General features: G+C 68.9%; 24 protein-coding genes. 2 read left to right on the top strand and 22 right to left on the bottom strand.

What is annotated here, in order from left to right; genetic code table 11:
• Positions 1-381: 381 nt before the first annotated feature.
• Together rpsI and rplM are read right to left on the bottom strand one after the other, a co-directional pair.
• Positions 382-906 carry a 30S ribosomal protein S9 gene (gene rpsI / locus AOK11_RS03810; protein ID WP_055592189.1) on the bottom strand — a complete coding sequence of 175 codons (525 nt, stop codon included), beginning with the start codon at positions 904-906 and terminating at the stop codon, positions 382-384.
• A gap of 42 nt (positions 907-948) precedes the next feature.
• Positions 949-1,392, bottom strand: a complete 444-nt coding sequence (gene rplM, locus AOK11_RS03805; RefSeq protein ID WP_055592188.1) for a 50S ribosomal protein L13 — start codon at positions 1,390-1,392, stop codon at positions 949-951.
• A gap of 436 nt (positions 1,393-1,828) precedes the next feature.
• Between rplM and AOK11_RS03800 the strand changes: the two genes are divergently transcribed.
• On the top strand, positions 1,829-2,716 hold the full coding sequence (locus tag AOK11_RS03800; RefSeq protein WP_055592187.1) for a hypothetical protein: 888 nt from the start codon (positions 1,829-1,831) through the stop codon (positions 2,714-2,716).
• Positions 2,717-2,798: 82 nt separating this feature from the next.
• Here AOK11_RS03800 and AOK11_RS03795 read toward each other — a convergent pair whose 3' ends face one another.
• The 5 genes from AOK11_RS03795 to AOK11_RS03775 all read right to left on the bottom strand — a co-directional run bounded on the left by AOK11_RS03795 (position 2,799) and on the right by AOK11_RS03775 (position 9,905).
• A complete protein-coding gene (locus tag AOK11_RS03795) occupies positions 2,799-3,884 on the bottom strand; it encodes a C40 family peptidase (RefSeq protein ID WP_055592186.1) in 1,086 nt (361 codons plus the stop codon).
• Between the two features lie 21 nt (positions 3,885-3,905).
• Positions 3,906-4,388: a poly-gamma-glutamate biosynthesis protein PgsC/CapC gene (locus AOK11_RS03790; RefSeq protein ID WP_055592185.1), complete on the bottom strand. Its 483-nt coding sequence runs from the start codon at positions 4,386-4,388 to the stop codon at positions 3,906-3,908.
• A 54-nt stretch (positions 4,389-4,442) separates the two neighbouring features.
• The gene (gene pgsB / locus AOK11_RS03785) at positions 4,443-6,191 is read right to left on the bottom strand and encodes a poly-gamma-glutamate synthase PgsB (RefSeq protein ID WP_055592184.1); all 1,749 of its coding nucleotides are present in this window, start codon (positions 6,189-6,191) and stop codon (positions 4,443-4,445) included.
• A gap of 6 nt (positions 6,192-6,197) precedes the next feature.
• Positions 6,198-8,522, bottom strand: coding sequence for a HAMP domain-containing protein (locus AOK11_RS03780; protein WP_055592183.1), 2,325 nt, complete (start codon positions 8,520-8,522; stop codon positions 6,198-6,200).
• A gap of 207 nt (positions 8,523-8,729) precedes the next feature.
• Positions 8,730-9,905: a CapA family protein gene (locus AOK11_RS03775; RefSeq protein ID WP_055592182.1), complete on the bottom strand. Its 1,176-nt coding sequence runs from the start codon at positions 9,903-9,905 to the stop codon at positions 8,730-8,732.
• 200 nt (positions 9,906-10,105) lie between these two features.
• Here AOK11_RS03775 and AOK11_RS03770 point away from each other — a divergent pair, with 200 nt between their 5' ends.
• The gene (locus AOK11_RS03770) at positions 10,106-10,939 is read left to right on the top strand and encodes a hypothetical protein (protein ID WP_055592181.1); all 834 of its coding nucleotides are present in this window, start codon (positions 10,106-10,108) and stop codon (positions 10,937-10,939) included.
• A 49-nt stretch (positions 10,940-10,988) separates the two neighbouring features.
• Here AOK11_RS03770 and truA read toward each other — a convergent pair whose 3' ends face one another.
• From truA to rplF, 15 genes are all read right to left on the bottom strand, one after another.
• Positions 10,989-11,852 (bottom strand): tRNA pseudouridine(38-40) synthase TruA, encoded by an 864-nt coding sequence (truA, locus tag AOK11_RS03765; RefSeq protein WP_055592180.1) that lies wholly within the window; start codon positions 11,850-11,852, stop codon positions 10,989-10,991.
• Positions 11,853-11,925: 73 nt separating this feature from the next.
• Entirely contained in the window at positions 11,926-12,441 is a 516-nt protein-coding gene (gene rplQ / locus AOK11_RS03760; protein ID WP_055592179.1) for a 50S ribosomal protein L17, read from the bottom strand.
• A 114-nt stretch (positions 12,442-12,555) separates the two neighbouring features.
• Positions 12,556-13,578 (bottom strand): DNA-directed RNA polymerase subunit alpha, encoded by a 1,023-nt coding sequence (locus tag AOK11_RS03755; protein WP_042165128.1) that lies wholly within the window; start codon positions 13,576-13,578, stop codon positions 12,556-12,558.
• 176 nt (positions 13,579-13,754) lie between these two features.
• Positions 13,755-14,159, bottom strand: a complete 405-nt coding sequence (rpsK, locus tag AOK11_RS03750; protein ID WP_003956432.1) for a 30S ribosomal protein S11 — start codon at positions 14,157-14,159, stop codon at positions 13,755-13,757.
• Positions 14,160-14,224: 65 nt separating this feature from the next.
• Complete coding sequence (gene rpsM / locus AOK11_RS03745; protein ID WP_055592178.1) at positions 14,225-14,605, bottom strand: 30S ribosomal protein S13; 381 nt, start codon at positions 14,603-14,605, stop codon at positions 14,225-14,227.
• Between the two features lie 207 nt (positions 14,606-14,812).
• Positions 14,813-14,926 (bottom strand): 50S ribosomal protein L36, encoded by a 114-nt coding sequence (gene rpmJ / locus AOK11_RS03740; protein WP_003974245.1) that lies wholly within the window; start codon positions 14,924-14,926, stop codon positions 14,813-14,815.
• A gap of 64 nt (positions 14,927-14,990) precedes the next feature.
• Positions 14,991-15,212: a translation initiation factor IF-1 gene (gene infA, locus AOK11_RS03735; RefSeq protein WP_003948620.1), complete on the bottom strand. Its 222-nt coding sequence runs from the start codon at positions 15,210-15,212 to the stop codon at positions 14,991-14,993.
• 427 nt (positions 15,213-15,639) lie between these two features.
• A complete protein-coding gene (map, locus tag AOK11_RS03730; RefSeq protein WP_055592177.1) occupies positions 15,640-16,476 on the bottom strand; it encodes a type I methionyl aminopeptidase in 837 nt (278 codons plus the stop codon).
• Between the two features lie 133 nt (positions 16,477-16,609).
• Positions 16,610-17,263, bottom strand: a complete 654-nt coding sequence (locus tag AOK11_RS03725; RefSeq protein ID WP_055592176.1) for an adenylate kinase — start codon at positions 17,261-17,263, stop codon at positions 16,610-16,612.
• Positions 17,263-18,576 carry a preprotein translocase subunit SecY gene (secY, locus tag AOK11_RS03720; RefSeq protein WP_055592175.1) on the bottom strand — a complete coding sequence of 438 codons (1,314 nt, stop codon included), beginning with the start codon at positions 18,574-18,576 and terminating at the stop codon, positions 17,263-17,265. The genes AOK11_RS03725 and secY overlap by 1 nt, the downstream gene beginning before the upstream one ends.
• 232 nt (positions 18,577-18,808) lie before the next feature.
• Entirely contained in the window at positions 18,809-19,264 is a 456-nt protein-coding gene (rplO, locus tag AOK11_RS03715; RefSeq protein WP_055592174.1) for a 50S ribosomal protein L15, read from the bottom strand.
• Positions 19,265-19,266: 2 nt separating this feature from the next.
• A complete protein-coding gene (gene rpmD, locus AOK11_RS03710; protein WP_042165115.1) occupies positions 19,267-19,449 on the bottom strand; it encodes a 50S ribosomal protein L30 in 183 nt (60 codons plus the stop codon).
• Positions 19,450-19,451: 2 nt separating this feature from the next.
• Entirely contained in the window at positions 19,452-20,057 is a 606-nt protein-coding gene (rpsE, locus tag AOK11_RS03705; protein WP_030221015.1) for a 30S ribosomal protein S5, read from the bottom strand.
• Between the two features lie 41 nt (positions 20,058-20,098).
• A complete protein-coding gene (rplR, locus tag AOK11_RS03700; protein ID WP_055592173.1) occupies positions 20,099-20,482 on the bottom strand; it encodes a 50S ribosomal protein L18 in 384 nt (127 codons plus the stop codon).
• A gap of 3 nt (positions 20,483-20,485) precedes the next feature.
• On the bottom strand, positions 20,486-21,025 hold the full coding sequence (gene rplF / locus AOK11_RS03695) for a 50S ribosomal protein L6 (protein WP_055592172.1): 540 nt from the start codon (positions 21,023-21,025) through the stop codon (positions 20,486-20,488).
• Between the last annotated feature and the right edge of the window lie 10 nt (positions 21,026-21,035).

The raw sequence follows: 21,035 nt of genomic DNA, 5'->3' as shown, positions 1-21,035 counted from the left end.
CGAAATCCGTATCGAATGCCGTACCGGAAGTCGTATCGGAAGTCATATCGAGCGTGATGTCGCGAGGGCGTGATGCCGGACCGCGGACCGAGGACCCGGGCACCGCATCGGACGCCAGGCACCGGACGCGGGACGTCAGGTACCGGGCATGACCCTTGGCCCGCAGGCCACGGCCCAGGGGCGCAAGTGAGGTGTTCGTTCGACGGTCGCGCTGCGTGTGCGGCTTCCGCATCCCGAGGCAAGCACTCCCCGGCCATCCGATCAGATTAGCCGTCGAGCGCCTTGTGTCGTTATACGCCCGCCGTGGAGAGAAAACGAACGCCCCGGCGGCACTGTGGCGTGCCGCCGGGGCGTTCGGAGTACATGCAGGAGCAGCTGCAATCAGCGCTTGCTGTACTGCGGGGCCTTGCGGGCCTTCTTCAGACCGGCCTTCTTGCGCTCGACCGCACGGTCGTCGCGGCGGAGGAAGCCGGCCTTCTTGAGCGCGCCGCGGTTGTTGTCGACGTCCGCCTCGTTCAGCGCACGGGCGACACCGAGACGGAGCGCACCGGCCTGACCGGAGACACCGCCACCCGCGATGCGGGCGATGACGTCGTAGCGGCCCTCGAGCTCGAGCACCTTGAAGGGCTCGTTCACTTCCTGCTGGTGCACCTTGTTCGGGAAGTAGTCCTCGAGGGTGCGACCGTTGATCTTCCACTTGCCGGTGCCCGGAACGATCCGGACGCGGGCGATGGCGTTCTTGCGACGGCCCAGGCCGGCGGCCGGCTGCGGCTCGCCGAAGCGGGACGCCATGGACTCCGAGGTGTACTCGCCCTCGACGGGCACCTCGGACTCGGTGGTGTAGCTGTCGATGTCGATGTCGGTCTCGGTCTCTTCGAGCGGCTGCTCGGCAGTGGTCTCGGCCACGATGCTCCTCAGATTCTGTTCAGTCTTAGGGGGTGGCCGGAACTACTGCGCGACCTGGGTGATCTCGAACGGCACCGGCTGCTGCGCAGCGTGCGGGTGCTGGTCGCCCGAGTAGACCTTCAGCTTCGACAGCATCTGACGGCCCAGGGTGTTCTTGGGGAGCATGCCCTTGACGGCCTTCTCGATGGCCTTCTCGGGGTTCTTCGCCAGCAGCTCGTCGTAGCGGACCGAGCGCAGACCGCCCGGGTAGCCCGAGTGGCGGTACGCCATCTTCTGGGTCCGCTTGTTGCCGGAGAGGTGCACCTTGTCGGCGTTGACGATGATGACGAAGTCACCGGTGTCGACGTGAGGGGCGTAGATCGGCTTGTGCTTGCCGCGCAGGATGGAGGCCGCAGTGGAGGCCAGACGACCCAGGACGATGTCCTGGGCGTCGATGACGAGCCACTGGCGCGTCACATCGCCGGGCTTGGGGCTGTACGTACGCACGGTTCGTAGCCTTCGCTTCTTCAGTGAGTGGTCCTGACATGGTCACCGAAGACGATCACGACAGCCCTGACCGCACCGCGGTGACGCATACCGCGTGCAGGTCGCTGGTCATCGGCCCGGTGGACCGGTGTAAGGGCCCCTCACGTGAGAATGAGCAAGCCAATACACATAACAAACATGCAGAATACCCATGCTCGGCCGGACGGGTCAAAACGAGTCCGCCGCGCGTGGGCCACACCGACTCTACAGGCGTTCGCCACCACCCGTCCCTCTCCCGTTCGCCGGGCCTGTCCCCCCTCGTACGCCGGGCCCTCCGCGCGGCTCGCACCAACCACCCGGAGTTGTCGCTTTTGCCCCTCGGGCGGGGCAACGGCGTGGACCGCGCGCGGGGTTGGGGCGGGCCGGTGCACCCCGCTCCCCGTCTAAGATGCGCCCCATGAGTTATGGGCAGGGGGGACCTCCTTCGCAGTGGGATCCCTGGAAACCGCAGTCTCAGCAGCCCTGGAGCAGCGGGGGCGGGAGCGGCAGCGGCCAGGCACCGGACTGGGCCGCGCTCGCCGAGGCGTCCGAGACACGTCACAGGCGACGGCGGCTGCTGTTCATCGGCGGCGGCGCGATCGCCACCGCCGCGATCGGCACGGCCGTGGCGGTGGCCGTCGTCTCGGCGAACGGCAGCAACCAGGCCTCCGACCCGTCCTCCCAGCTGCCGGCGACCGCCGGCCTGCCGAGCCCCACCGGCACGGTCCCGTCGTTCGCCCCGACGAGCGCGCCGCCGCCGCTGGACCCGAAGGACTTCGTCTCCAGCGCGCAGAAGGACCGGGCGCCGCTGGGCCCCGACGTCCTCTTCCCGGGCACGCAGCTCACCATGGGTGACACGGTGTACAAGAAGGGCCCGACGGCCGACACCCGCAACTGCGCCTCGGCCGCCAAGGCCACACTGCCCAAGGTCCTCACGGACAACGGCTGCAGCCGCCTGCTCCGGGTCACCTACACCAAGGACGACGTCGCGGTGACGGTGGGCGTGGCCGTCTTCGACACCGAGGCCCAGGCGGCCAAGGCCAAGCAGCAGGCCGACGCCAAGAGCATCATCAAGTCCCTCGCGGGCGGCGGGGTGAAGGAGTTCTGCGACGGCGCGGTCTGCCGGTCGACCACCAACTCCTACGGCCGTTACGCCTACTTCACCCTCTCCGGCTTCACCGCCGCCAAGAACGTGACGGAGAAGGACAAGGCCGTCTTCTCCACCGGCAACGATCTCGCGGAGTTCACCTTCCGTCAGATCCTCCGCCGCGGCGAGGCCCAGGCCTCGGCCGCCGCGGAGGAGTGACGACGGCCCGGCCCACTCCTCGGACGACGAAGCACCGAGCCGGACCCGGCTCGGTGCTTCGGTGCTTCGTTCCCTCAGCGCCTCACAGCCGCTTCGCGCTGCGCAGCGTCTTCGCGTAGTAGCCGTTGCCGTCCAGCCGGGAGACACCGCCGATGTCGCCGATGGTCGGGCCGTTGACCTCCTCGCGGCTGGACACGAAGATCAGGTGGCCCTCGGTGTCGTAGCCGAGCACCATGCCCACGTGGTCCAGCCGCTCCTTGGTCCGCGCGTCGAGCTTGAAGAAGACGAGGTCCCCGGGCTGCAGCTGGTCGATGTTGGCGGGCCGGTCCTCGGCGGACACGCCGGTCAGCGGGAGCACGTCGGCGCCCAGCTTGGAGCGGGCCATGCCGTTGGCGGTACGCGGCAGTCCGTCGCCGGAGGCGCTGTCCAGGGACATCAGCGGGTAGCGGGCGCGGTAGCCGAGCACCATGCGGATGAAGCCGGAGCAGTCCAGGGCCCTGGCCCGCATGGCCTCCGGCGTCCCGACGGCACCGTCCCGGAAGGGGTACTGGACGCCGAGGAAGTCGTAGAAGTCGGACTGCTCCAGGCGCAGGTCGCCGCCTTCCGCGCCGGTGGTGTTCAGCGGGCCGAAGTCGGCGTCACCGGCGTAGAGCGTGCCCTGCTCGTCCTTCTTGTCCGGGGCGCCGGCCACGTACTGGAAGGCGAACGCGAAGAGGTCGTCCTCCTCGCTGTCCTTGTTCTCGGCGTACCAGTCCTTGAACCACTGTTCCTTCTCCGCGCCCTTCTTCCACTCCTCGGGCAGGAGCCGGACCCAGTCCCGGGTGGACACCTTGGACTTGGTCGCGGCCGGCTCCTGGAAGGTGCGGGCCTTCCCGGTCAGCGTCGCGGTGCGCGACCCGTCGGTGAGGACCGCCACGATCTGCCCGTCGCCGCCGCGCAGCACCGAGCGCGCCGGGTTCTCCAGCCGGGACCAGGTCGCCTTGCTGTCGTCCGCCCCGCCCCCGGACCCGCCGGTGCCGTCGAGGACACCGACGTTGCGGACCTCGGTGACCCCGGGCGTCTCCTGCTTGCGCAGTTCCACGGTGAGGTAGCCGGAGGCCCCGACGAGTGTGAGCACCACCAGTCCGGGGACGATGTGGCGCGTCTTCTTCTTCCCTTTCCCTGCCATCGGAATGCTCCTCGGTTGTTGTCAGACGGTGGGCATGACGCCGAGCAGCAGGCCGGCGGCGATGACGATGTAGGCCATGAGCGAAACGGTGCCGGTGGCCAGCAGGGTGGGCCCCTTGGGCTGGCGCACCATCTGGTAGGCGATCAGACCGGGCACGATGAACCCGAGGGTCTGGTTGCCGTACAGCAGCGGGAACTCGAGCGAGAGCACGATCATCACGGTGCCCTGGAGCAGCACGCCCAGCAGGACGACCGCGGCGAACAGCCGCTTGCCGTAGAGGATCACCAGTCGCTGCATCACCTTGGTGCCCGCGTAGGTCAGGGCCGTCACGCCCACCACCATCGCCGCGCGCTGCAGGTCCTCGATCAGGGTGAGCGCCAGCCAGCCCGGGGTGATCATGCCGCCGGGCGACAGGTTGGTGGTGAGATAGCACAGCAGTGAGAAGAACAGACCTATCGCGATGCCCAGAGCGGCCATCTCGGGAGTCAGTGCGGCGGTGATCAACGGGGTCTCCGGGCAGGTGTGCGGAAGGAAGAAGGGCGGTCGGCCCGCGGTGGGTCAGCGACGCGGAGGCGGTCCGCCGCCGTCCTCGTCGGTCGGGTACCAGGGCCCGCCGTCGGGCTGCTCGTCGTAGTACGGCCGGCTTTGCCGCTCGGGCCCGTGCTCCTGGTACTGCTGCCCGTACTGCGGAGGGCGCTGCCCCTGCTGCGGTGCGTGCTGTGCGCGCCGCTGCTCGTACTGCTCACGCTGCTCGTGCTCCGCGTGCTGCTCACGCTGCTCGTGCTGCGCGTGCTGCTGGTACTGGCCTTGCTGCGGGTACCGGTCCTGCTGGGCGTACTGGCCCTGCCGGCCCTGCTGCCCGTACGGCCCCGGCTGCCCCTGGGGAGCGGCCTGCGATGCCGCCCGGGGTCCCGCCTGCTGGACGGGGGCGCGGCGGCGGATGAGGGGGATCTCCTGGGTCTGGGAGGCCTGGTAGCGCTCCTCGTACGCCGTCGGGTAGGCGGCGAACGGGTCCAGGCGGGGCGCCTGCTGCGCCGGAACGGCGGCGGCCTGGGCCGGGGCCGGAGCCGGCCGGTCCGGGTCGCTCTGCTGCTCCGGACCGGCCGGCTGGTCCGGGTCGGGCGTGTCGTCCGCGGGGAGTTCGGCCAGGTACTCCAGCAGTTCCTCGCCCTGGCCGTGGATGTTGCCGATGGCGACGAGCGAGGAACCGTCGGACATGCGGCCGAGCAGTTCCGGCATGAAATCGTGGGCGTCCCGGCGGTCGCCGCCCAGGTCCACCGCGCGGTCCCGCCACTCGGCGGGAATGGCGTCGATGGCGCTCTTGGCGGGGTGCCCGATGACGAAGACGTTGTCCGGCTGGAGGTCGGGGACGATCTCGCCCATCTGCCCGTTGCGCTCCACGCGGTCGGGGCGGCAGTTGATCACGACGTTCAGCGGGCGGCGGATGGCGCCGAGGTCGAGCAGCTGGTTGATGTTCATCAGCGTCGACTCGGGGTCGTTGGCCGCGAAGACGTTGGCGAAGGCCAGCCGCTTGTTCTCCTCGGTCACGTACTTCTCCACGGAGAGGACACCGGGGTCCGGCGGAGCGTCGTACATGCCCTGCAGGGCGACCTCGCGTTCCACACCGAGCAGCTCGGCCACGACCAGGGCGATCGCGACGTTCTCCTTGAACGTGAACCAACTGAAGCCGCGCAGCTCCTCGTCGGTGACCATCTCGGGGTCCGCGTAGATCAGCTTGCAGTTCCGGGCGTCGGCCTCCTCCTGGAGGATGTCGAAACGATCCTTCTCGGCGGTGACGCAGATGCCGTCCTGGGGCATCGAGCGGCACAGCGAACGGGCCACGTCGTCGAGCGTGGGGCCCATCTCGGCGAGGTGGTCCTCACGGACGTTGCACAGCACGCCGATCGTCGAGCGGATCAGCTTGCTCTGGTTGACCTCCTGGAGGGCCGGCATGACCGCCATGCACTCGATGACGAGCGCGTCGGGCCGGTACGCGGCGGCCCGACGGACGATGCCGATCTGCTCCACCACGTTGGCGATGCCGAACTTGCGGTAGACCGGCTCCTCGGTCGCGTCCGGGTGGATGAACCGGGCGGCCGTGCCGGTCGTCTTGGCGACCGTGGTCAGGTCACCGCCGCGCAGGGCGCCGGCGCACAGCCGGGTGATGGAGGACTTGCCGCGGATGCCGTTGACGAGCACCCGGGACTGTATGGAGTGCAGGGCGGCGTAGTGCCGGCGCTGCTCGATGACGCCCGCGACGAACAGCAGCAGGCAGCAGACGAGCAGGGCGCAGTAGAGGTAGAGCACGGCGGGTCACCTTCCTCCGGCGCCGAGCCGGGGTTCACCGGGTCGGGGCTCGGTCGGCCGGGGTTCGGCGGGTCGGGGCTCGGCGGTTCGGCGGGGCTGCTGCTGCCGGCGGGCCTGGAGCTGCTGACGGATCAGTTCGAGGCTGCGGACGACCGCTCCCACCTCGTCGTGGTACGTGGGGTAGAGCACCGCCTTGAGGTCGCCGTCGGCCAGCTTCTCGGCGCTGGTGGCGAGGGCGCGCAGCGGCCGGGCGACCACGAGGTGCACCCAGCCCAGGCAGACCACGATCGCGGCGAGCCCGAGCAGGCCCGCGAGCACGCTGCGGTCCTCCCGCTCGTACGCGGTGATCTGGAAGCGGTCGGCGTTCTGCCAGCTGACCACGGTCCAGCCGGCGTCGGCGGCGACACCGCCGCCGCTGAAGGGAGCCGCGGCCGCGACGGTGACGTTGCCGCCGTCGCGCAGGAGGAGCCCGTTCTCCACGGGACCGGCGCCGACCTGCACACCGGCCGCCCGGACCAGGTCGGTCAGGGACTCGCGGGGCAGCTCCTCGAAGGCGAGGAAGCCGTTGCTGGCGGCGAGGGTCCGCCCCTTCGCGTCCACCACGCGGACCTCACCGAGGCCGGGACGTTTCAGCAGCGAGTTGAGGAACTCGATCCGCACTTCGCCGACCAGCGTGACGTCCTTCTCCTCCGGTACGGGCGCGCCGGCCTGGACCACCGGCTTCTTGCCGCCCTCCCCGGACACCCGGACCAGCGGCAGGTCCTTCCCGTCGCTCCAGTCGTGCGGGTCGCCACCGGCACGGGCGACGACCTCGCCGCCCGCGTCGACGACGTACAGCGCGCCGTACCGGGTGTGCTTGCGCAGGGCGTCCTCGAGCACGTTCTCGGTGGCGTCCCGGTCGGAGACGTCGACGAGACGGGAGGTGGAGACCAGGTCCGCCTGGGCCTCGTTCAGTGCCCGGCGGACGCGGTCGGACACCAGGTCGGTGCGGTCGCGCTGGTCGTTGACCATGGTGGCGGGCACGCTGACCGAGTCGTCGGTGCGGTTCAGCAGCAGGCCGACCGGCACGCACCACAGGAGCAGCAGCACGGCGGTCACCACGAGCTGCACCCGGATTCCGAACCGCGTCCTGCCGGCGCGCCTCGCGCCGCCTCCCCCGTCGAAGCCACCGGGTCCGCCGGCACCGTTCGGCCCGCCCGAGCCGCCGAGCTGGCCCCTCAGCCGTTCCAGGGCGTTGCCGATGCGGGCGGCCTCGCCGCCGCGGAAGGCACCGACGGGACGGGTGAGGTCACCGCGGGCGAGCCGGCGGGACTCCAGGAACAGCCGCAGCAGGGGCCGCTGCACCCGGGCCCACAGGAATCCCGCGGCGAGCAGGCCGAGTACCACCAGGGCGCCGGCCGCGATCAGTCCGTACAGCTCCCGGCCGGTGGCGCCGCTCTGCTCGGCGACCGCGGGGAGCATGGCCACGACCGTGAGGCCGAGGCCCGCCGCGACGCTCTCCTTCTCCTCGGGGTCGGAGGAGGAGAGCGAGGCGTATCCGACGGCGACGACGCGGCTGTTGTAGTCGTCTCCCAGCAGGGTCCCGCTGACGCCGGGGTAGCCGCGGGAACCGGGCTCCTTGGCGGTGACGGGGTGTTCCTCGGTCCGTTCGGCCGCCTGGGCGGACAGGTCGGACATCTGCTTCTGGAGGAATTCGAGTTCCTGGCGCTGCTGGTCCGAGTTGAGCGCCTCGGACTGCTCGAAGCCGGCGGTGGCGAGCACCTCGCCGCCGCGTGCCACGACCGCCATGGTGCGGAACGGGCCGAGCGTGATGGGCGGCACGGACAGACTGTTGGAGGCGATCAGGAGCTGCTGCGGACGGTCCTTCCAGTCGAGGAGGGCCATCGTCATCAGCCGGACGTCACCGGTCTCCAGCCGCACCATGCGCGGGAGGAGGGCGCTCTTTCCGGTGAGGACGTCCTTGTCCAGCCAGGCGAGCGGGATGCGTTCGCCGCGTGCGGCGAGCACGTCCCCGCTCTCCAGGTCCACCACGGTGGTCCCGGTCCACTTCTGGTACGTCCTGCCGAGGTCGGAGAGGACGTCCTCGGGCTCGGCAGGTTTCCCGGCGTTCAGCGCGGTGACGGTCCGCCGCAGATCCGTGACCCGCTCGTCGATCGAGGCGCGCAGGGCGATCGCCCCGTCCTCGGCGTAGTGCTGCTGGGAGGAGAGCACGGCCTTCGGTACGACGGGGTCGCTGCCGGGGCCGAGCACCTGGGCGGTCAGCCCGGCCAGGGCGAGGATCAGTACGCACAGCACCGCGATCGGCGGGCGGATGCCGCCGAGCAGCGGCATGTCCGCCCGTCTGCGGCTGCGGCGCCGCTTCTGTGCCGTGGGCGGCGCGACATGGCTCGATGTCACCGGTGGTCTTCCTTGGTCTTTACGCGGATGCCGGGCGTACGCCGGCGCACCAGGACCGCGGCCGTGCGACGTCGTCACTCAATAGACTGATAAACGCTGACAAGGTTGTATCCCCGGCGCGGACTTCGGGTGTGGGGCCGGTCACTTCTCCAACGAGAGCTGCTCCAAGCCGTCGCCGCCGGGGGCGCCCCGGTTGTAGAGGAAGCCCCGGGTCCGGTCGATCGCCAGCCGGTAGCGGGCGAGCCGCTCCTCGGACAGGTCGCCCGGCTCGTCGAGCATCAGCTGGGCGTCCACCAGCCGGAGGTCCTGCACCGCGCCGTCGGGCATCTTCTCCCCGGCCTCCACCTCCGGCGGGATGTCCACCAGCGTGGTGCGGTAGCGGGCGGAGACGTCCCAGCCCTCGGTCGTCTCCTGGAACTCGAACCAGCCGAGGGCCCCCTCCTCGGTGAGTCCCGTCGGCGAGGAGTGCCGGGCCACATGGTTGCCGAGGCTGTAGGCGACCCAGGTGCCGTTCACCTTCTGGATGGGCTGGACGACGTGGGCGTGATGCCCGAGCACGAGGTCGATACCGGTGTCCTCGGCGAGCCGCTGCGCCATCCGGAGCTGCGGCACGCCGGGCTCGTTGTAGTGCTCCATCCCCCAGTGGACGGAGAGGATCACCACCTCGGCACCCTTTTCCCGGGCCCGGACCTCGGCCTTCTTGATCTCCTCGGTGCCGAGCCGGTTCAACGCCCACTTGTGCTTCTCGGGCGTCGGGTTCAGGAACGACTCCCAGGAGTACGACAGATGCGCGACCTTGACGCCTTCGACGTCACGGATGTTGATCTCCTGCGCCTCCTTCGCCGACCGCGCCGACCCGGTGTGCCCGAGGCCCACCTTGTCCATGACGTCCAGCGTGCGCCGCACGCCGTCCATCCCGTGGTCGAACGTGTGGTTGGAGGCGGTCGAGCAGGTGTCGTAGCCCACGTCCTTCAGTGACGTCAGGACCTGCGGCGGGACCAGGAACTCCGGGTAGCCCTCGAAGGGGCCCTCCGGCTTGCCCACGGGGGTTTCCATGTGGCAGATCGCCAGGTCCGCCTTGCTGATGACAGGCTTCACCCCGGCGAGCAGGGGGCCGAAGTCCAGCCCCTTCTCTCCCTCGCCGGTGGCCTTCGCGTCCTTGGTCGCCTGTTCGACCAGCTCGGGGTGGATGAGCACGTCACCCGTGGCTGCGACGGTGAACGAACGCCCTCCCGGCTTGGCCTGGGGCTCCACCGAACCGTCGGCGGTACCGCACGAGGCCAGCAACCCGGTCAGTGCGACCAGGGTGGCGGCCACCCGAACCTTAGGGAGAGACTTACGCAGTGTCACACGGTCATATTCACATGGTCCACACACCCGCCGCGCCGATTACCATTACGAGACAGTCACGTTTCTTTCCAATTATCGCCCTAGTGCTACTTGTTCTGACAATGACGAGTTGCCAGGTGAACACGGGGGAAAAAACGGAGGAAAACGTTCCGTCATCTCGGGAACTGGTGGACCTCCGCAGCCGCATCCTCACGTACACGAAGACCTTCAAGCGCGACGGCCCCTATGCGCCCCCCGACGCCGACCAGCGCGACCGGCTCGCACGCGGCGTCGGACGGCTCCTGGACCAGGACCCGCGGGAGGCGGACGAACTCCTCGCCCCGATCGGCCTGCGCGTCACCCGGCTCACCGACACCGCGACCGGCCGGCGCTACGACGAGGTCGCCGCCCCGGGCGAGGGCGCGAGCACGCGGTGGGGGCGGCTGTACCTGAACGCGGACTCCCCGGTCCGCTGGAGTGCCCAGGTGCCGCACCCCGTCGCCGACCAGGCGACCGAGTCGCTCGGCCTGCGGCTGCTGGAGGACAACCCGGGCGGCGCGCTCGTCCTGGCCGGCGCCCACCGCCGGGCGGGCGACGGCGACGAAGGTGACCGCGTCGCGGATGTGGCCCACCGCGAGGACAGCGCCTTCCACCTGATCGTCGTGGAGCTGCAGAAGCGCGGGGTGCCCGGCATCCAGCTGCACGGCTTCGCCGAGGCCTCCGCGAAGCGCTACGACGCGATCCTCTCCGGCGGTGCCGCGCAGAGCGCGCCCGGCGAGGCGTCCGCGCTGGCCGACCGCCTGGAGGCGGACGGGCTGCGGGTCTGCCGGGGCTGGTCGGCCCACTGCCCCCTGGAGGGCACCTCCAACGTCCAGGGCAAGGCCGCGCAGCAGCACCACGCGGTCTTCCTGCACCTGGAACTCGCCCCGGACGGCCGCGGCGAAGGACCCCGTTCCCAGGAGGTCGTGGACGCCCTGTCGGGGCTGCTCACGACCTGGACGGAGAAGGGGGCGGGAAACTGAGCGGAGAGCCGGGCAAGGAGGGGGGCGGAGAGCCGGGCCGGACCCGGGATCAGCAGCACCGGGCCGGCGGAGCCGGCAACGACCGCTTGTTGCGGGCCTCCTTGGAGCGGGCGGCCAGGAGGTCGTCGGACGGATAACCGACCTCCTCCAGGGTCAGCCCGTGCGGACGCACCACGTGCACCGCCGAGTCCCGTACGCCCGTCGCCAGCACCTTGCCCGGCCAGTCGGGCGCGCGGTGGCCGTCGCCGACGAACAGCAGCGCGCCGATCAGCGAGCGCACCATGTTGTGGCAGAAGGCGTCGGCCCGCACCGTCGCCGTGATCACCCCGTCCGCGCCGCGCACCAGGCTCAGCTCCTGGAGCGTACGGATGGTCGTCGCCCCCTCCCGCCGCTTGCAGTACGCGGCGAAGTCGTGCTCCCCCAGCAGCCGGCCCGCCGCCTCGTTCATGGCGTCGACGTCGAGCGGCCAGTCGTGCCACAGCACATGGCCGCGCAGCAGCGGGTCCACCCCGCCGGGGTGGTCGGTGACGCGGTACGCGTAGCGCCGCCAGACGGCGGAGAAGCGGGCGTCGAATCCCGCCGGGGCCTCGGCGAGGGACCAGATCCGCACGTCGCGGGCCAGCCGTCCCGCGAGCCGCTTGAGCAGCTTCTCCCGGTGCTGCTCCCACAGATCGGCCGGGAGGTCGACATGGGCCACCTGCCCGCGGGCGTGCACCCCGGCGTCGGTCCGTCCGGCCACGGTCAGTTCGTACGTCGTCTCCCCGGACCGCGTGACGGTCCGCAGGGCGTCCTCGATCTCCCCCTGCACGGTCCGCCGGCCCCCGGCCTGCTTGGCCCAGCCGGAGAACCCGGTCCCGTCGTAGGAGAGATCCAGGCGGATACGGACGTGTCCGGGCTGCGCTTCGTCACTCACGTACAGATCCTCTCAGGCATACGAAAGCGGGCCCGCCCCGGGAAGGGCGGGCCCGCTTCGGCGAGACAGTGCCTCAGGCGTCCTTGGACTCCTCGGCCGGGGCCTCGGCGGCCTCGTCCTTGGTGTCCTCGGGCTTCGCGTCCTCGACGGCCGCGTCCTTCGTGAGGGCGTCTTCCTTGACCGCGCGCTTGGTCGCGGCCTCGGCCTCACCGGTGGCCTCCTGGGCGACCGTCAGGGCCTCGACCAGCTCGATGACGGCCATGGGCGCGTTGTCGCCACGGCGGTTACCGATCTTGGTGATACGGGTGTAGCCACCCGGGCGGTTCTCGTACCGCGGGCCGATCTCGGTGAAGAGCGTGTGCACGATGCTCTTGTCCGTGATGACCTGGAGCACCTGGCGGCGGTTGTGAAGGTCGCCCTTCTTCGCCTTGGTGACCAGACGCTCGGCGTACGGACGCAGACGGCGCGCCTTCGCCTCGGTGGTGGTGATCCGGCCGTGCTCGAAGAGCGCCTTCGCGAGGTTCGCGAGGAGGAGCTTCTCGTGCGCGGCGCTGCCGCCCATACGGGTACCCTTGGCGGGCTTCGGCATGATGTTTCTCCTAGGTGTCTGCCCCGGCCGTATCAGGTACCGGAGTCAGTATCCGAGCAGGCGGTCGCCTGTCGGAGATCCGGGGCCTCCCCGAAGGGAAGCCCCGGAAGGTTCTCAGTACTGCTCGGTCTCGACGAACCCGGCGTCCGCGTCGTCGTCCGCGCCGAAGGCGTCCGCAGCCGCGGTGGGGTCGAATCCGGGCGGGCTGTCTTTCAGAGCCAGGCTCATGCCGGCCAGCTTCGCCTTGACCTCGTCGATCGACTTCGCACCGAAGTTGCGGATGTCGAGGAGGTCGGCCTCGGAGCGGGCGACGAGCTCACCCACGGAGTGGATGCCCTCACGCTTGAGGCAGTTGTACGAGCGGACCGTGAGCTCCAGCTCCTCGATCGGCAGCGCCAGATCGGCGGCGAGAGCGGCGTCCGTCGGCGACGGGCCCATGTCGATGCCCTCGGCGTCGATGTTGAGCTCGCGGGCCAGACCGAACAGCTCGACCAGGGTCTTACCGGCCGACGCCATGGCGTCACGCGGACGCATGGCCTGCTTGGTCTCGACGTCGACGATCAGCTTGTCGAAGTCGGTGCGCTGCTCGACACGGGTCGCCTCGACCTTGTACGTGACCTTCAGCACGGGGCTGTAGATGGAGTCGACCGGGATACGGCCGATCTCCTGGCCCACCTGCTTGTTCTGCACGGCGGAGACGTAGCCGCGACCGCGCTCGACGGTCAGCTCCATCTCCAGCTTGCCCTTGCCGTTGAGCGTGGCGAGGACGAGGTCGGGGTTGTGCACCTCGACACCGGCCGGGGGCGCGATGTCGGCGGCGGTGACCTGACCCGGGCCCTGCTTGCGCAGGTACATCACCACGGGCTCGTCGTGCTCGGAGGAGACGACCAGCTGCTTGATGTTGAGGATCAGGTCGGTGACGTCCTCCTTGACACCCGGCACGGTGGTGAACTCGTGCAGGACGCCGTCGATGCGGATGCTGGTGACAGCGGCGCCGGGGATCGACGACAGGAGGGTGCGGCGGAGGGAGTTGCCGAGGGTGTAGCCGAAGCCCGGCTCCAGCGGCTCGATCACGAACCGGGACCGGAACTCGTCGACGACCTCTTCGGTCAACGAGGGACGCTGAGCGATCAGCATGTGGAGATCCTTCTTTCGTGGACGCCCGCTATTTGACGTCCGACGGAAACCGCACCCGGTAAGGAGTGCGGGCACTGCAAGGGTACGGGCGGTACGGCCCGTATACGGAGCGTACCGCCCGAAAAATCACTGCCTGCGTGGCGCCGGATCAAGGACTCGGACGCGACGCGGCCGCATCAGACGCGGCGACGCTTCGGCGGGCGGCAGCCGTTGTGCGGGGTCGGGGTGACGTCCTGGATGGAGCCGACCTCGAGACCGGTCGCCTGGAGCGAACGGATGGCGGTCTCACGACCGGAACCCGGGCCCTTGACGAACACGTCGACCTTGCGCATGCCGTGCTCCTGGGCGCGGCGGGCAGCCGACTCGGCGGCCATCTGCGCGGCGAACGGCGTGGACTTCCGGGAGCCCTTGAAGCCGACGTGGCCGGCGGAGGCCCAGGAGATCACGTTGCCGGACGGGTCCGTGATGGAGACGATCGTGTTGTTGAACGTGCTCTTGATGTGCGCGTGGCCGTGAGCGACGTTCTTCTTTTCCTTGCGGCGCACCTTCTTGGCAGCGCCCTGACGTCCCTTGGGGGGCATCTACTAACTCCTACGGGAGGTGGTCGGTCCTTCAGCGAAGACCGTGGACAGGTGTCCGCTGCGGACTACTTCTTGCCCGGCTTCTTCTTGCCGGCGATGGCGCGACGCGGGCCCTTGCGGGTACGCGCGTTGGTGCTGGTGCGCTGACCGCGGACGGGCAGACCGCGACGGTGACGCAGACCCTGGTAGGTACCGATCTCGACCTTGCGGCGGATGTCGGCCTGGATCTCGCGACGGAGGTCACCCTCGGTCTTGACGTTGTTGTCGACGTACTCGCGGATCGCGACGAGCTGCTCCTCGGAGAGGTCGCGAACGCGGGTGTTCGGGTCGACGCCGACAGCGGCCAGCGTCTGCTGCGAAAGGGTTCGGCCGATGCCGAACACATAGGTGAGGGCGATCTCCACGCGCTTTTCGCGCGGGATGTCAACACCGGAAACGCGTGCCATTCAATGGCTCCAGTTTGTTGTCGGAGGTCTTCCGCAGATCCGTCCCCCAACCGCCGTCCTCGCCTGCTTCGACGATTTGGTACGGACTGGGTCCCCGGCCTCCGAGCCAGGGGTGTCGAGCCGGAAGGCTCGGGCTCTGCGTATGAACGTGTACTGCTCGCGTCGCGCGAAGTTCTGCGGGAAGGCGCAGAGGGTGGATCGTGCGGTTCAGCCCTGGCGCTGCTTGTGGCGCGGGTTGTCGCAGATGACCATGACCCGGCCGTGACGGCGGATCACCCTGCACTTGTCGCAGATCTTCTTGACGCTCGGCTTGACCTTCATGGGATTGAAGTTCTCCGGGCTCAGTGCCCCCGCATCACAGGGAGAGGGGGCAAGATCTACTTGCTCACTTGTACCGGTAGACGATCCGGCCACGGGTCAGGTCGTACGGAGAGAGCTCCACCACGACCCGGTCGTCAGGGAGGATGCGGATGTAGTGCATGCGCATCTTGCCGCTGATGTGTGCCAGAACCTGGTGGCCGTTCTGGAGCTCGACCTTGAACATGGCGTTCGGAAGAGACTCGACGACAGTGCCCTCGATCTCGATGGCACCTTGCTTCTTGGCCACGCTTCGCCCTTCGAATCGACTACCTTGATCGGCTCTGCCGCGCACCGCACGTGCATGACGTGCATGCAGACATGCGGGTGCACAAGAGCCGACGAGTCAGTCTACGTCAGGGGCCCCCGGAAAGACGAATCGAGAAAGTCTGCCCCACCCACGCGATCCTTAACCCGCCGACTTCCGCGAGCACCGGGGTTCGTCCCGGCGGATCCGGCGCGGCCGTGATCCCGTAGCCGGCGGGCCTCGGCCCGCCTCCGCCGGCGCGACGGAGTGCTCCGGAGTGCTCCCCGTGCGAGGACCGGGTCCCGTCCGTCGTGATGACGGTCCGGCCGCACCCCGAGCGTCCCTCTCGCGGCTCGGCGCCAGGGGCGCCTCACAGGCCTCCGGCGGTTGCGCCGCCCCCGGCCGACGGTCGCGGCGAGGCCTCCCTCACTCAGGCGAGCGGATCCGGCGCGGCCGTGATCCCGTGCTCGGCCAGCTTCGCCTTCCCGCCGTCCGGGGCGGTCAGCACCAGCGGGCCCGCCTCCGTCAGCGCGACGGAGTGCTCCCAGTGCGAGGACCAGGTCCCGTCCGTCGTGATGACGGTCCAGTCGTCCTCCAGCACCTGCGTCTTCGCCGTGCCCAGCGAGACCATCGGCTCGATGGCCAGGCAGAAGCCCGGGACCAGCTTGGGTCCCTTGCCCCGGCGGCGTTCGACGTAGTTCAGCAGATGCGGGTCCATGTGCATCTCGGTGCCGATGCCGTGGCCGCCGTAGTCCTCGATGATCCCGTAGCGCCCGCCGCCGGGCTTCGGCTGCCGGCGGATGTAGGTCTCGATGGCGCGGGAGACGTCGACCAGCCGGTTGCCCGGCTTCATGGCCGCGATGCCGGCCCACATCGACTCCTCGGTCACCCGGGACAGCTCGACCAGCTCCGGGGCGTGCCCGGACCCGACGAAGGCCGTGTAGGCCGCGTCACCGTGCCAGCCGTCGATGATGGCGCCGCAGTCGATGGAGATGACGTCCCCGTCCTTGAGGACCACCTCGTCGGAGGGGATGCCGTGGACGACGACCTCGTTGACGGAGGTGCAGATCGTCGCGGGGAAGCCGCCGTAACCGAGGAAGTTGGGCTTCGCGTCGTGCTCCGCGAGCACCTTGCGGGCGACCTGGTCCAGGTCCTTGGTCGTGGCCCCGGGCACGGCCGCCTCGCGGGTGGCCGCGTGAATGGCAGCGACCACCAGCCCCGCCTCACGCATCTTGGCGATCTGCTCGGGGGTCTTGATCTGCACCATGAGGACGACGGCCTTTCTGGACCGGAGAGAGTACGGACACCGTCAACGATACGGGGGACGGTGTCCGCGCCCGCTCCCCCGCACACACGTCGGCCGCGGCTCCCCGCAGGGAACCGCGGCCGGACGGGCACAGCTACTGGTCCTGCTTGAGCGCCTCCAGCGCGCGCCCGGTGACCTCGTCCACCGGACCCATCGCCCCGATCGTCACCACGAGGCCCTGGGCCTTGTAGTAGTCGATGATCGGCTCGGTCTGCGTGTGGTAGACCTCCAGCCGGGTGCGCACCGTCTCCTCGGAGTCGTCGTCCCGCTGGTACAGCTCGCCGCCGCAGACGTCGCAGACGCCTTCTTTGGCCGGCGGGCTGTACGTCACGTGGAAGACGTGGCTGGAGTCCTTGCGGCAGACCCGCCGTCCGGCGATCCGCTTGACCACCTCGGCCTCGGGGGCCTCCAGGTCGAGCACCGCGTCCAGCGTGATGCCCTCGGTCTCCAGCAGCTCGTCCAGCGCCTCGGCCTGGGAGACGTTCCTCGGAAAGCCGTCCAGCAGGAAGCCGGCCTCGGCGTCCGGCTGCTCCATGCGGTCCTTCGCCATGGCGATGGTGACCTCGTCCGGCACCAGGTTGCCCGCGTCCATGTAGGACTTCGCGAGCTTGCCCAGATCGGTCTGCCGGCTGATGTTGGCGCGGAACAGATCGCCGGTGGAGATGTGGGGGATGCTCAGCTTCTCGGCTAGGCGGGTGGCCTGTGTGCCTTTCCCAGCACCCGGCGGCCCGACGAGGACGATTCGCATCAGCGGAGGAACCCTTCGTAATTGCGCTGCTGGAGCTGGCTCTCGATCTGCCTCACCGTCTCGAGACCGACACCCACGATGATCAGGATGCTGGTCCCGCCGAACGGGAAGTTCTGGTTTGCCCCGAAACCGGCCAACGCCATCGTCGGCACGAGAGCGATCAGACCCAAGTACAGCGAACCCGGCCAGGTGATCCGGTTGAGTACGTAGCTCAGGTACTCAGCGGTCGGTCGGCCAGCCCGGATGCCCGGGATGAAACCACCATACTTCTTCATGTTGTCAGCGACTTCTTCGGGGTTGAAGGTAATCGCCACATAGAAGAATGCGAAGAATACGATCAAGAAGAAGTACAGAATGATGTGCGCCGTTGCTCCGGGGTCGGCCAGGTTCTTCGTGACCCACGTCGCCCAGCCCGCGGTGGAACTGGAGAACTGGACGATCAGCGCCGGGATGTAGAGCAGCGACGAGGCGAAGATGACGGGGATGACGCCCGCCTGGTTCACCTTGAGGGGGATGTAGGTGGACGTACCGCCGTAGGAACGGCGGCCGATCATGCGCTTCGCGTACTGCACGGGAATCCGGCGCTGCGCCTGCTCGACGAAGACGACCAGGCCGACCATGACCAGACCGACGAGCATGACCGTGCCGAACTCGATCCAGCCGTCCGCCAGGCTGCCCTGCTCCTTGATGGCCCACAGGGCGGAGGGGAAGGTGGCGGAGATCGAGATGAACATCAGCATCGACATTCCGTTGCCGACGCCGCGGTCGGTGATCAGCTCACCGAGCCACATGACGGCGGCCGTGCCGGCGGTCATCGTGATGACCATGGTGATGGTCACGAACATCGACTGGTCGGGGACGATCTGGCTCGCCACCGGGCAGCCCTGGAAGAGGGCTCCGCTGCGCGCGGTGGCCACCAGGCCGGTGCCCTGCAGGACGGCGAGCGCCACCGTCAGGTAACGGGTGTACTGCGTGATCTTCGCGGTACCGGACTGGCCCTCCTTCTTCAGGGCCTCCAGCCGCGGGATCACCACCGTCAGCAGCTGCAGAATGATGCTCGCCGTGATGTACGGCATGATGCCGAGCGCGAAGACCGTGATCTGCAGCAGCGCGCCGCCGCTGAACATGTTGACCAGCCCGAAGATGCCTTGGTTCGCCTGGGCCGCGTCCATACAGATCTGGACGTTCCGGTAGTCGACGCCCGGGATCGGAATGTTCGTACCGATCCGGTACACCACGATGATGCCGAGTGTGAACAGCAGTTTCTTGCGCAGGTCGGGCGTCTTGAACGCCCGGGCGAACGCGGTGAGCACGGTGCCTCCTGCGACCCCCGCGCAACCGCGTCAAGGGTGATGGTCTTGAGGTTCGACGAATACGTAACGGTCAACCTTCGCCCGAAGTGCCCGTGTGGGGCGCCCGGGGAAAGTGGGCAGTGCAGGCCACCTTACCGGCGGACCACCGCCCTAGGAACGACCAACCGGGGATACCCCATATGTGGGGTATCCCCGGTCGGGATCGCTCAAGTCATCAGCAGGCCTGAGTAATTCAGACGAGCTCGGTGACGGTACCGCCGGCGGCGGTGATCTTCTCCTTGGCGGAGCCGGAGACGGCGTCGACCGTCACCTGCAGTGCCACGGAGATCTCGCCCTGGCCGAGGACCTTGACGAGGCTGTTCTTGCGAACGGCCCCCTTGGCCACCAGACCCTCGACGGTGACCTCGCCACCCTCGGGGTAGAGCGCGGCCAGCTTGTCGAGGTTCACGACCTGGAACTCGATCTTGAACGGGTTCTTGAAGCCCTTCAGCTTCGGGAGACGCATGTGAAGGGGCATCTGGCCACCCTCGAAGCGCTCCGGAACCTGGTAACGGGCCTTGGTGCCCTTCGTACCACGACCGGCCGTCTTACCCTTGGACGCCTCACCGCGACCCACACGGGTCTTCTCGGTCTTGGCGCCCGGGGCGGGACGGAGGTTGTGGATCTTGAGCGGGTTCTGCTCCGCCATGATCAGTCGACCTCCTCGACCGTCACGAGGTGGCGGACGGTGTGCACCATTCCGCGGAACTCGGGGCGGTCCTCCTTGACGACCACGTCGTTGAGCCTCTTCAGGCCCAGCGAACGCAGGGTGTCACGGTGGTTCTGCTTGCTGCCGATGTAGGACTTGACCTGCGTAATCCTGAGCTGCGCCATGATTACGCACCCGCCCCGGCACGTGCACGGAGGAGAGCCGCGGGAGCGACGTCCTCGAGCGGCAGACCGCGGCGGGCCGCGACCTCCTCGGGACGCTGCAGGCCCTTGAGAGCCGCCACCGTCGCGTGCACGATGTTGATCTGATTGTCGGAGCCGAGCGACTTCGACAGGATGTCGTGGATACCGGCGCACTCGAGCACGGCACGCACCGGACCACCGGCGATCACACCGGTACCCGGGGACGCGGGCTTGAGCAGCACGACGCCGGCAGCCTTCTCACCCTGGATCGGGTGCGGGATGGTGCCCTGGATGCGGGGAACCTTGAAGAAGTGCTTCTTGGCCTCCTCCACACCCTTGGCGATGGCGGCCGGCACCTCCTTGGCCTTGCCGTATCCGACACCCACGGTGCCGTCACCATCGCCCACCACGACCAGCGCGGTGAAGCTGAAGCGACGACCACCCTTCACAACCTTGGCGACACGGTTGATCGCGACGACGCGCTCAACGTATGCGGTCTTCTCGGCGGCAGCTGCGCCGCCGTCACGGCCCTTCCGGTCCCGCCGCTCGCCGCCACCGGCACCGCCACCGCGGCGCTGGGGTCCAGCCATTGGAATTACCTCTCTCTGTTTCCGCTAGCTACGGAACCGACTCAGAACTTGAGTCCGGCTTCGCGGGCGGCGTCCGCCAGGGCGGCGATGCGCCCCGCGTACTGGTTGCCACCGCGGTCGAATACGACAGCCTCGACTCCGGCAGCCTTGGCGCGCTCCGCGACCAGGGCACCGACCTGCTTGGCCTGCGAGGACTTGTCGGCCTCGCCACCGCGGATCGATGCGTCCAGCGTGGACGCCGAAGCCAGCGTGTGGCCCTTCAGGTCGTCGATCACCTGCGCCACGATGTGACGGTTGGAGCGGGTCACGACCAGGCGAGGACGCTCGGCGGTACCAGAGACGTTCTTGCGGATCCGGATGTGACGACGCTTGATAGCAGCACGCTTGTAGGCGTCGCCCTTGAGGATCTTCTGCCCGTATGCCATGGCTTACTTACCCGCCTTTCCGACCTTGCGCCGGATGACTTCGCCCTCGTACTTGACGCCCTTGGCCTTGTACGGGTCGGGCTTGCGCAGCTTGCGGATGTTCGCCGCAACCTCGCCGACCTTCTGCTTGTCGATGCCCTCGACCGAGAAACGGGTCGCGGACTCCACCTTGAAGGTGATGCCCTCGGGGGCCTCGACCAGAATCGGGTGGCTGTAACCGAGAGAGAACTCCAGGTTCGAACCCTTGGCGAGCACGCGGTAACCGACACCGCTGATCTCGAGCTTCTTCACGTAACCCTGGGTCACGCCGGTGATCATGTTCGCCACCAGCGTGCGGGACAGGCCGTGGAGGGCCTTGTTCTGACGCTCGTCGTTGGGGCGGGTGACGCTCAGTACGCCGTCCTCACCCTTGGCGACCTCGATCGGCGCCACGACGGTGTGGGTCAGCGAGCCCTTCGGGCCCTTGACCTCGACCGTGCGGCCGTCGATGGTGACGTCCACGCCGGCGGGAACCGCGATGGGGAGCTTGCCGATGCGCGACATAGCTGTTTCC

The sequence above is a fragment of the Streptomyces hirsutus genome, from assembly GCF_001418415.1.
Classification (GTDB): domain Bacteria; phylum Actinomycetota; class Actinomycetes; order Streptomycetales; family Streptomycetaceae; genus Streptomyces; species Streptomyces hirsutus.
Note: the sequence above shows the minus strand (reverse complement) of the source record. Positions and strands in the feature narration are given on the sequence as shown.

Coding starts and splice junctions, on each gene's coding strand:
- AOK11_RS03755 (WP_042165128.1), bottom strand. CDS start 13,578: ATGCTGATCGCTCAGCGTCCCTCGTTGACCGAAGAGGTCGTCGACGAG.
- rplR (WP_055592173.1), bottom strand. CDS start 20,482: ATGGCATACGGGCAGAAGATCCTCAAGGGCGACGCCTACAAGCGTGCT.
- rplF (WP_055592172.1), bottom strand. CDS start 21,025: ATGTCGCGCATCGGCAAGCTCCCCATCGCGGTTCCCGCCGGCGTGGAC.
- AOK11_RS03800 (WP_055592187.1), top strand. CDS start 1,829: ATGAGTTATGGGCAGGGGGGACCTCCTTCGCAGTGGGATCCCTGGAAA.
- rpmJ (WP_003974245.1), bottom strand. CDS start 14,926: ATGAAGGTCAAGCCGAGCGTCAAGAAGATCTGCGACAAGTGCAGGGTG.
- AOK11_RS03725 (WP_055592176.1), bottom strand. CDS start 17,263: ATGCGAATCGTCCTCGTCGGGCCGCCGGGTGCTGGGAAAGGCACACAG.
- rpsE (WP_030221015.1), bottom strand. CDS start 20,057: ATGGCTGGACCCCAGCGCCGCGGTGGCGGTGCCGGTGGCGGCGAGCGG.
- AOK11_RS03780 (WP_055592183.1), bottom strand. CDS start 8,522: ATGCCGCTGCTCGGCGGCATCCGCCCGCCGATCGCGGTGCTGTGCGTA.
- AOK11_RS03795 (WP_055592186.1), bottom strand. CDS start 3,884: ATGGCAGGGAAAGGGAAGAAGAAGACGCGCCACATCGTCCCCGGACTG.
- rplQ (WP_055592179.1), bottom strand. CDS start 12,441: ATGCCGAAGCCCGCCAAGGGTACCCGTATGGGCGGCAGCGCCGCGCAC.
- rpsM (WP_055592178.1), bottom strand. CDS start 14,605: ATGGCACGCGTTTCCGGTGTTGACATCCCGCGCGAAAAGCGCGTGGAG.
- rpmD (WP_042165115.1), bottom strand. CDS start 19,449: ATGGCGCAGCTCAGGATTACGCAGGTCAAGTCCTACATCGGCAGCAAG.
- rpsK (WP_003956432.1), bottom strand. CDS start 14,159: ATGCCCCCCAAGGGACGTCAGGGCGCTGCCAAGAAGGTGCGCCGCAAG.
- rplO (WP_055592174.1), bottom strand. CDS start 19,264: ATGGCGGAGCAGAACCCGCTCAAGATCCACAACCTCCGTCCCGCCCCG.
- map (WP_055592177.1), bottom strand. CDS start 16,476: ATGGTGCAGATCAAGACCCCCGAGCAGATCGCCAAGATGCGTGAGGCG.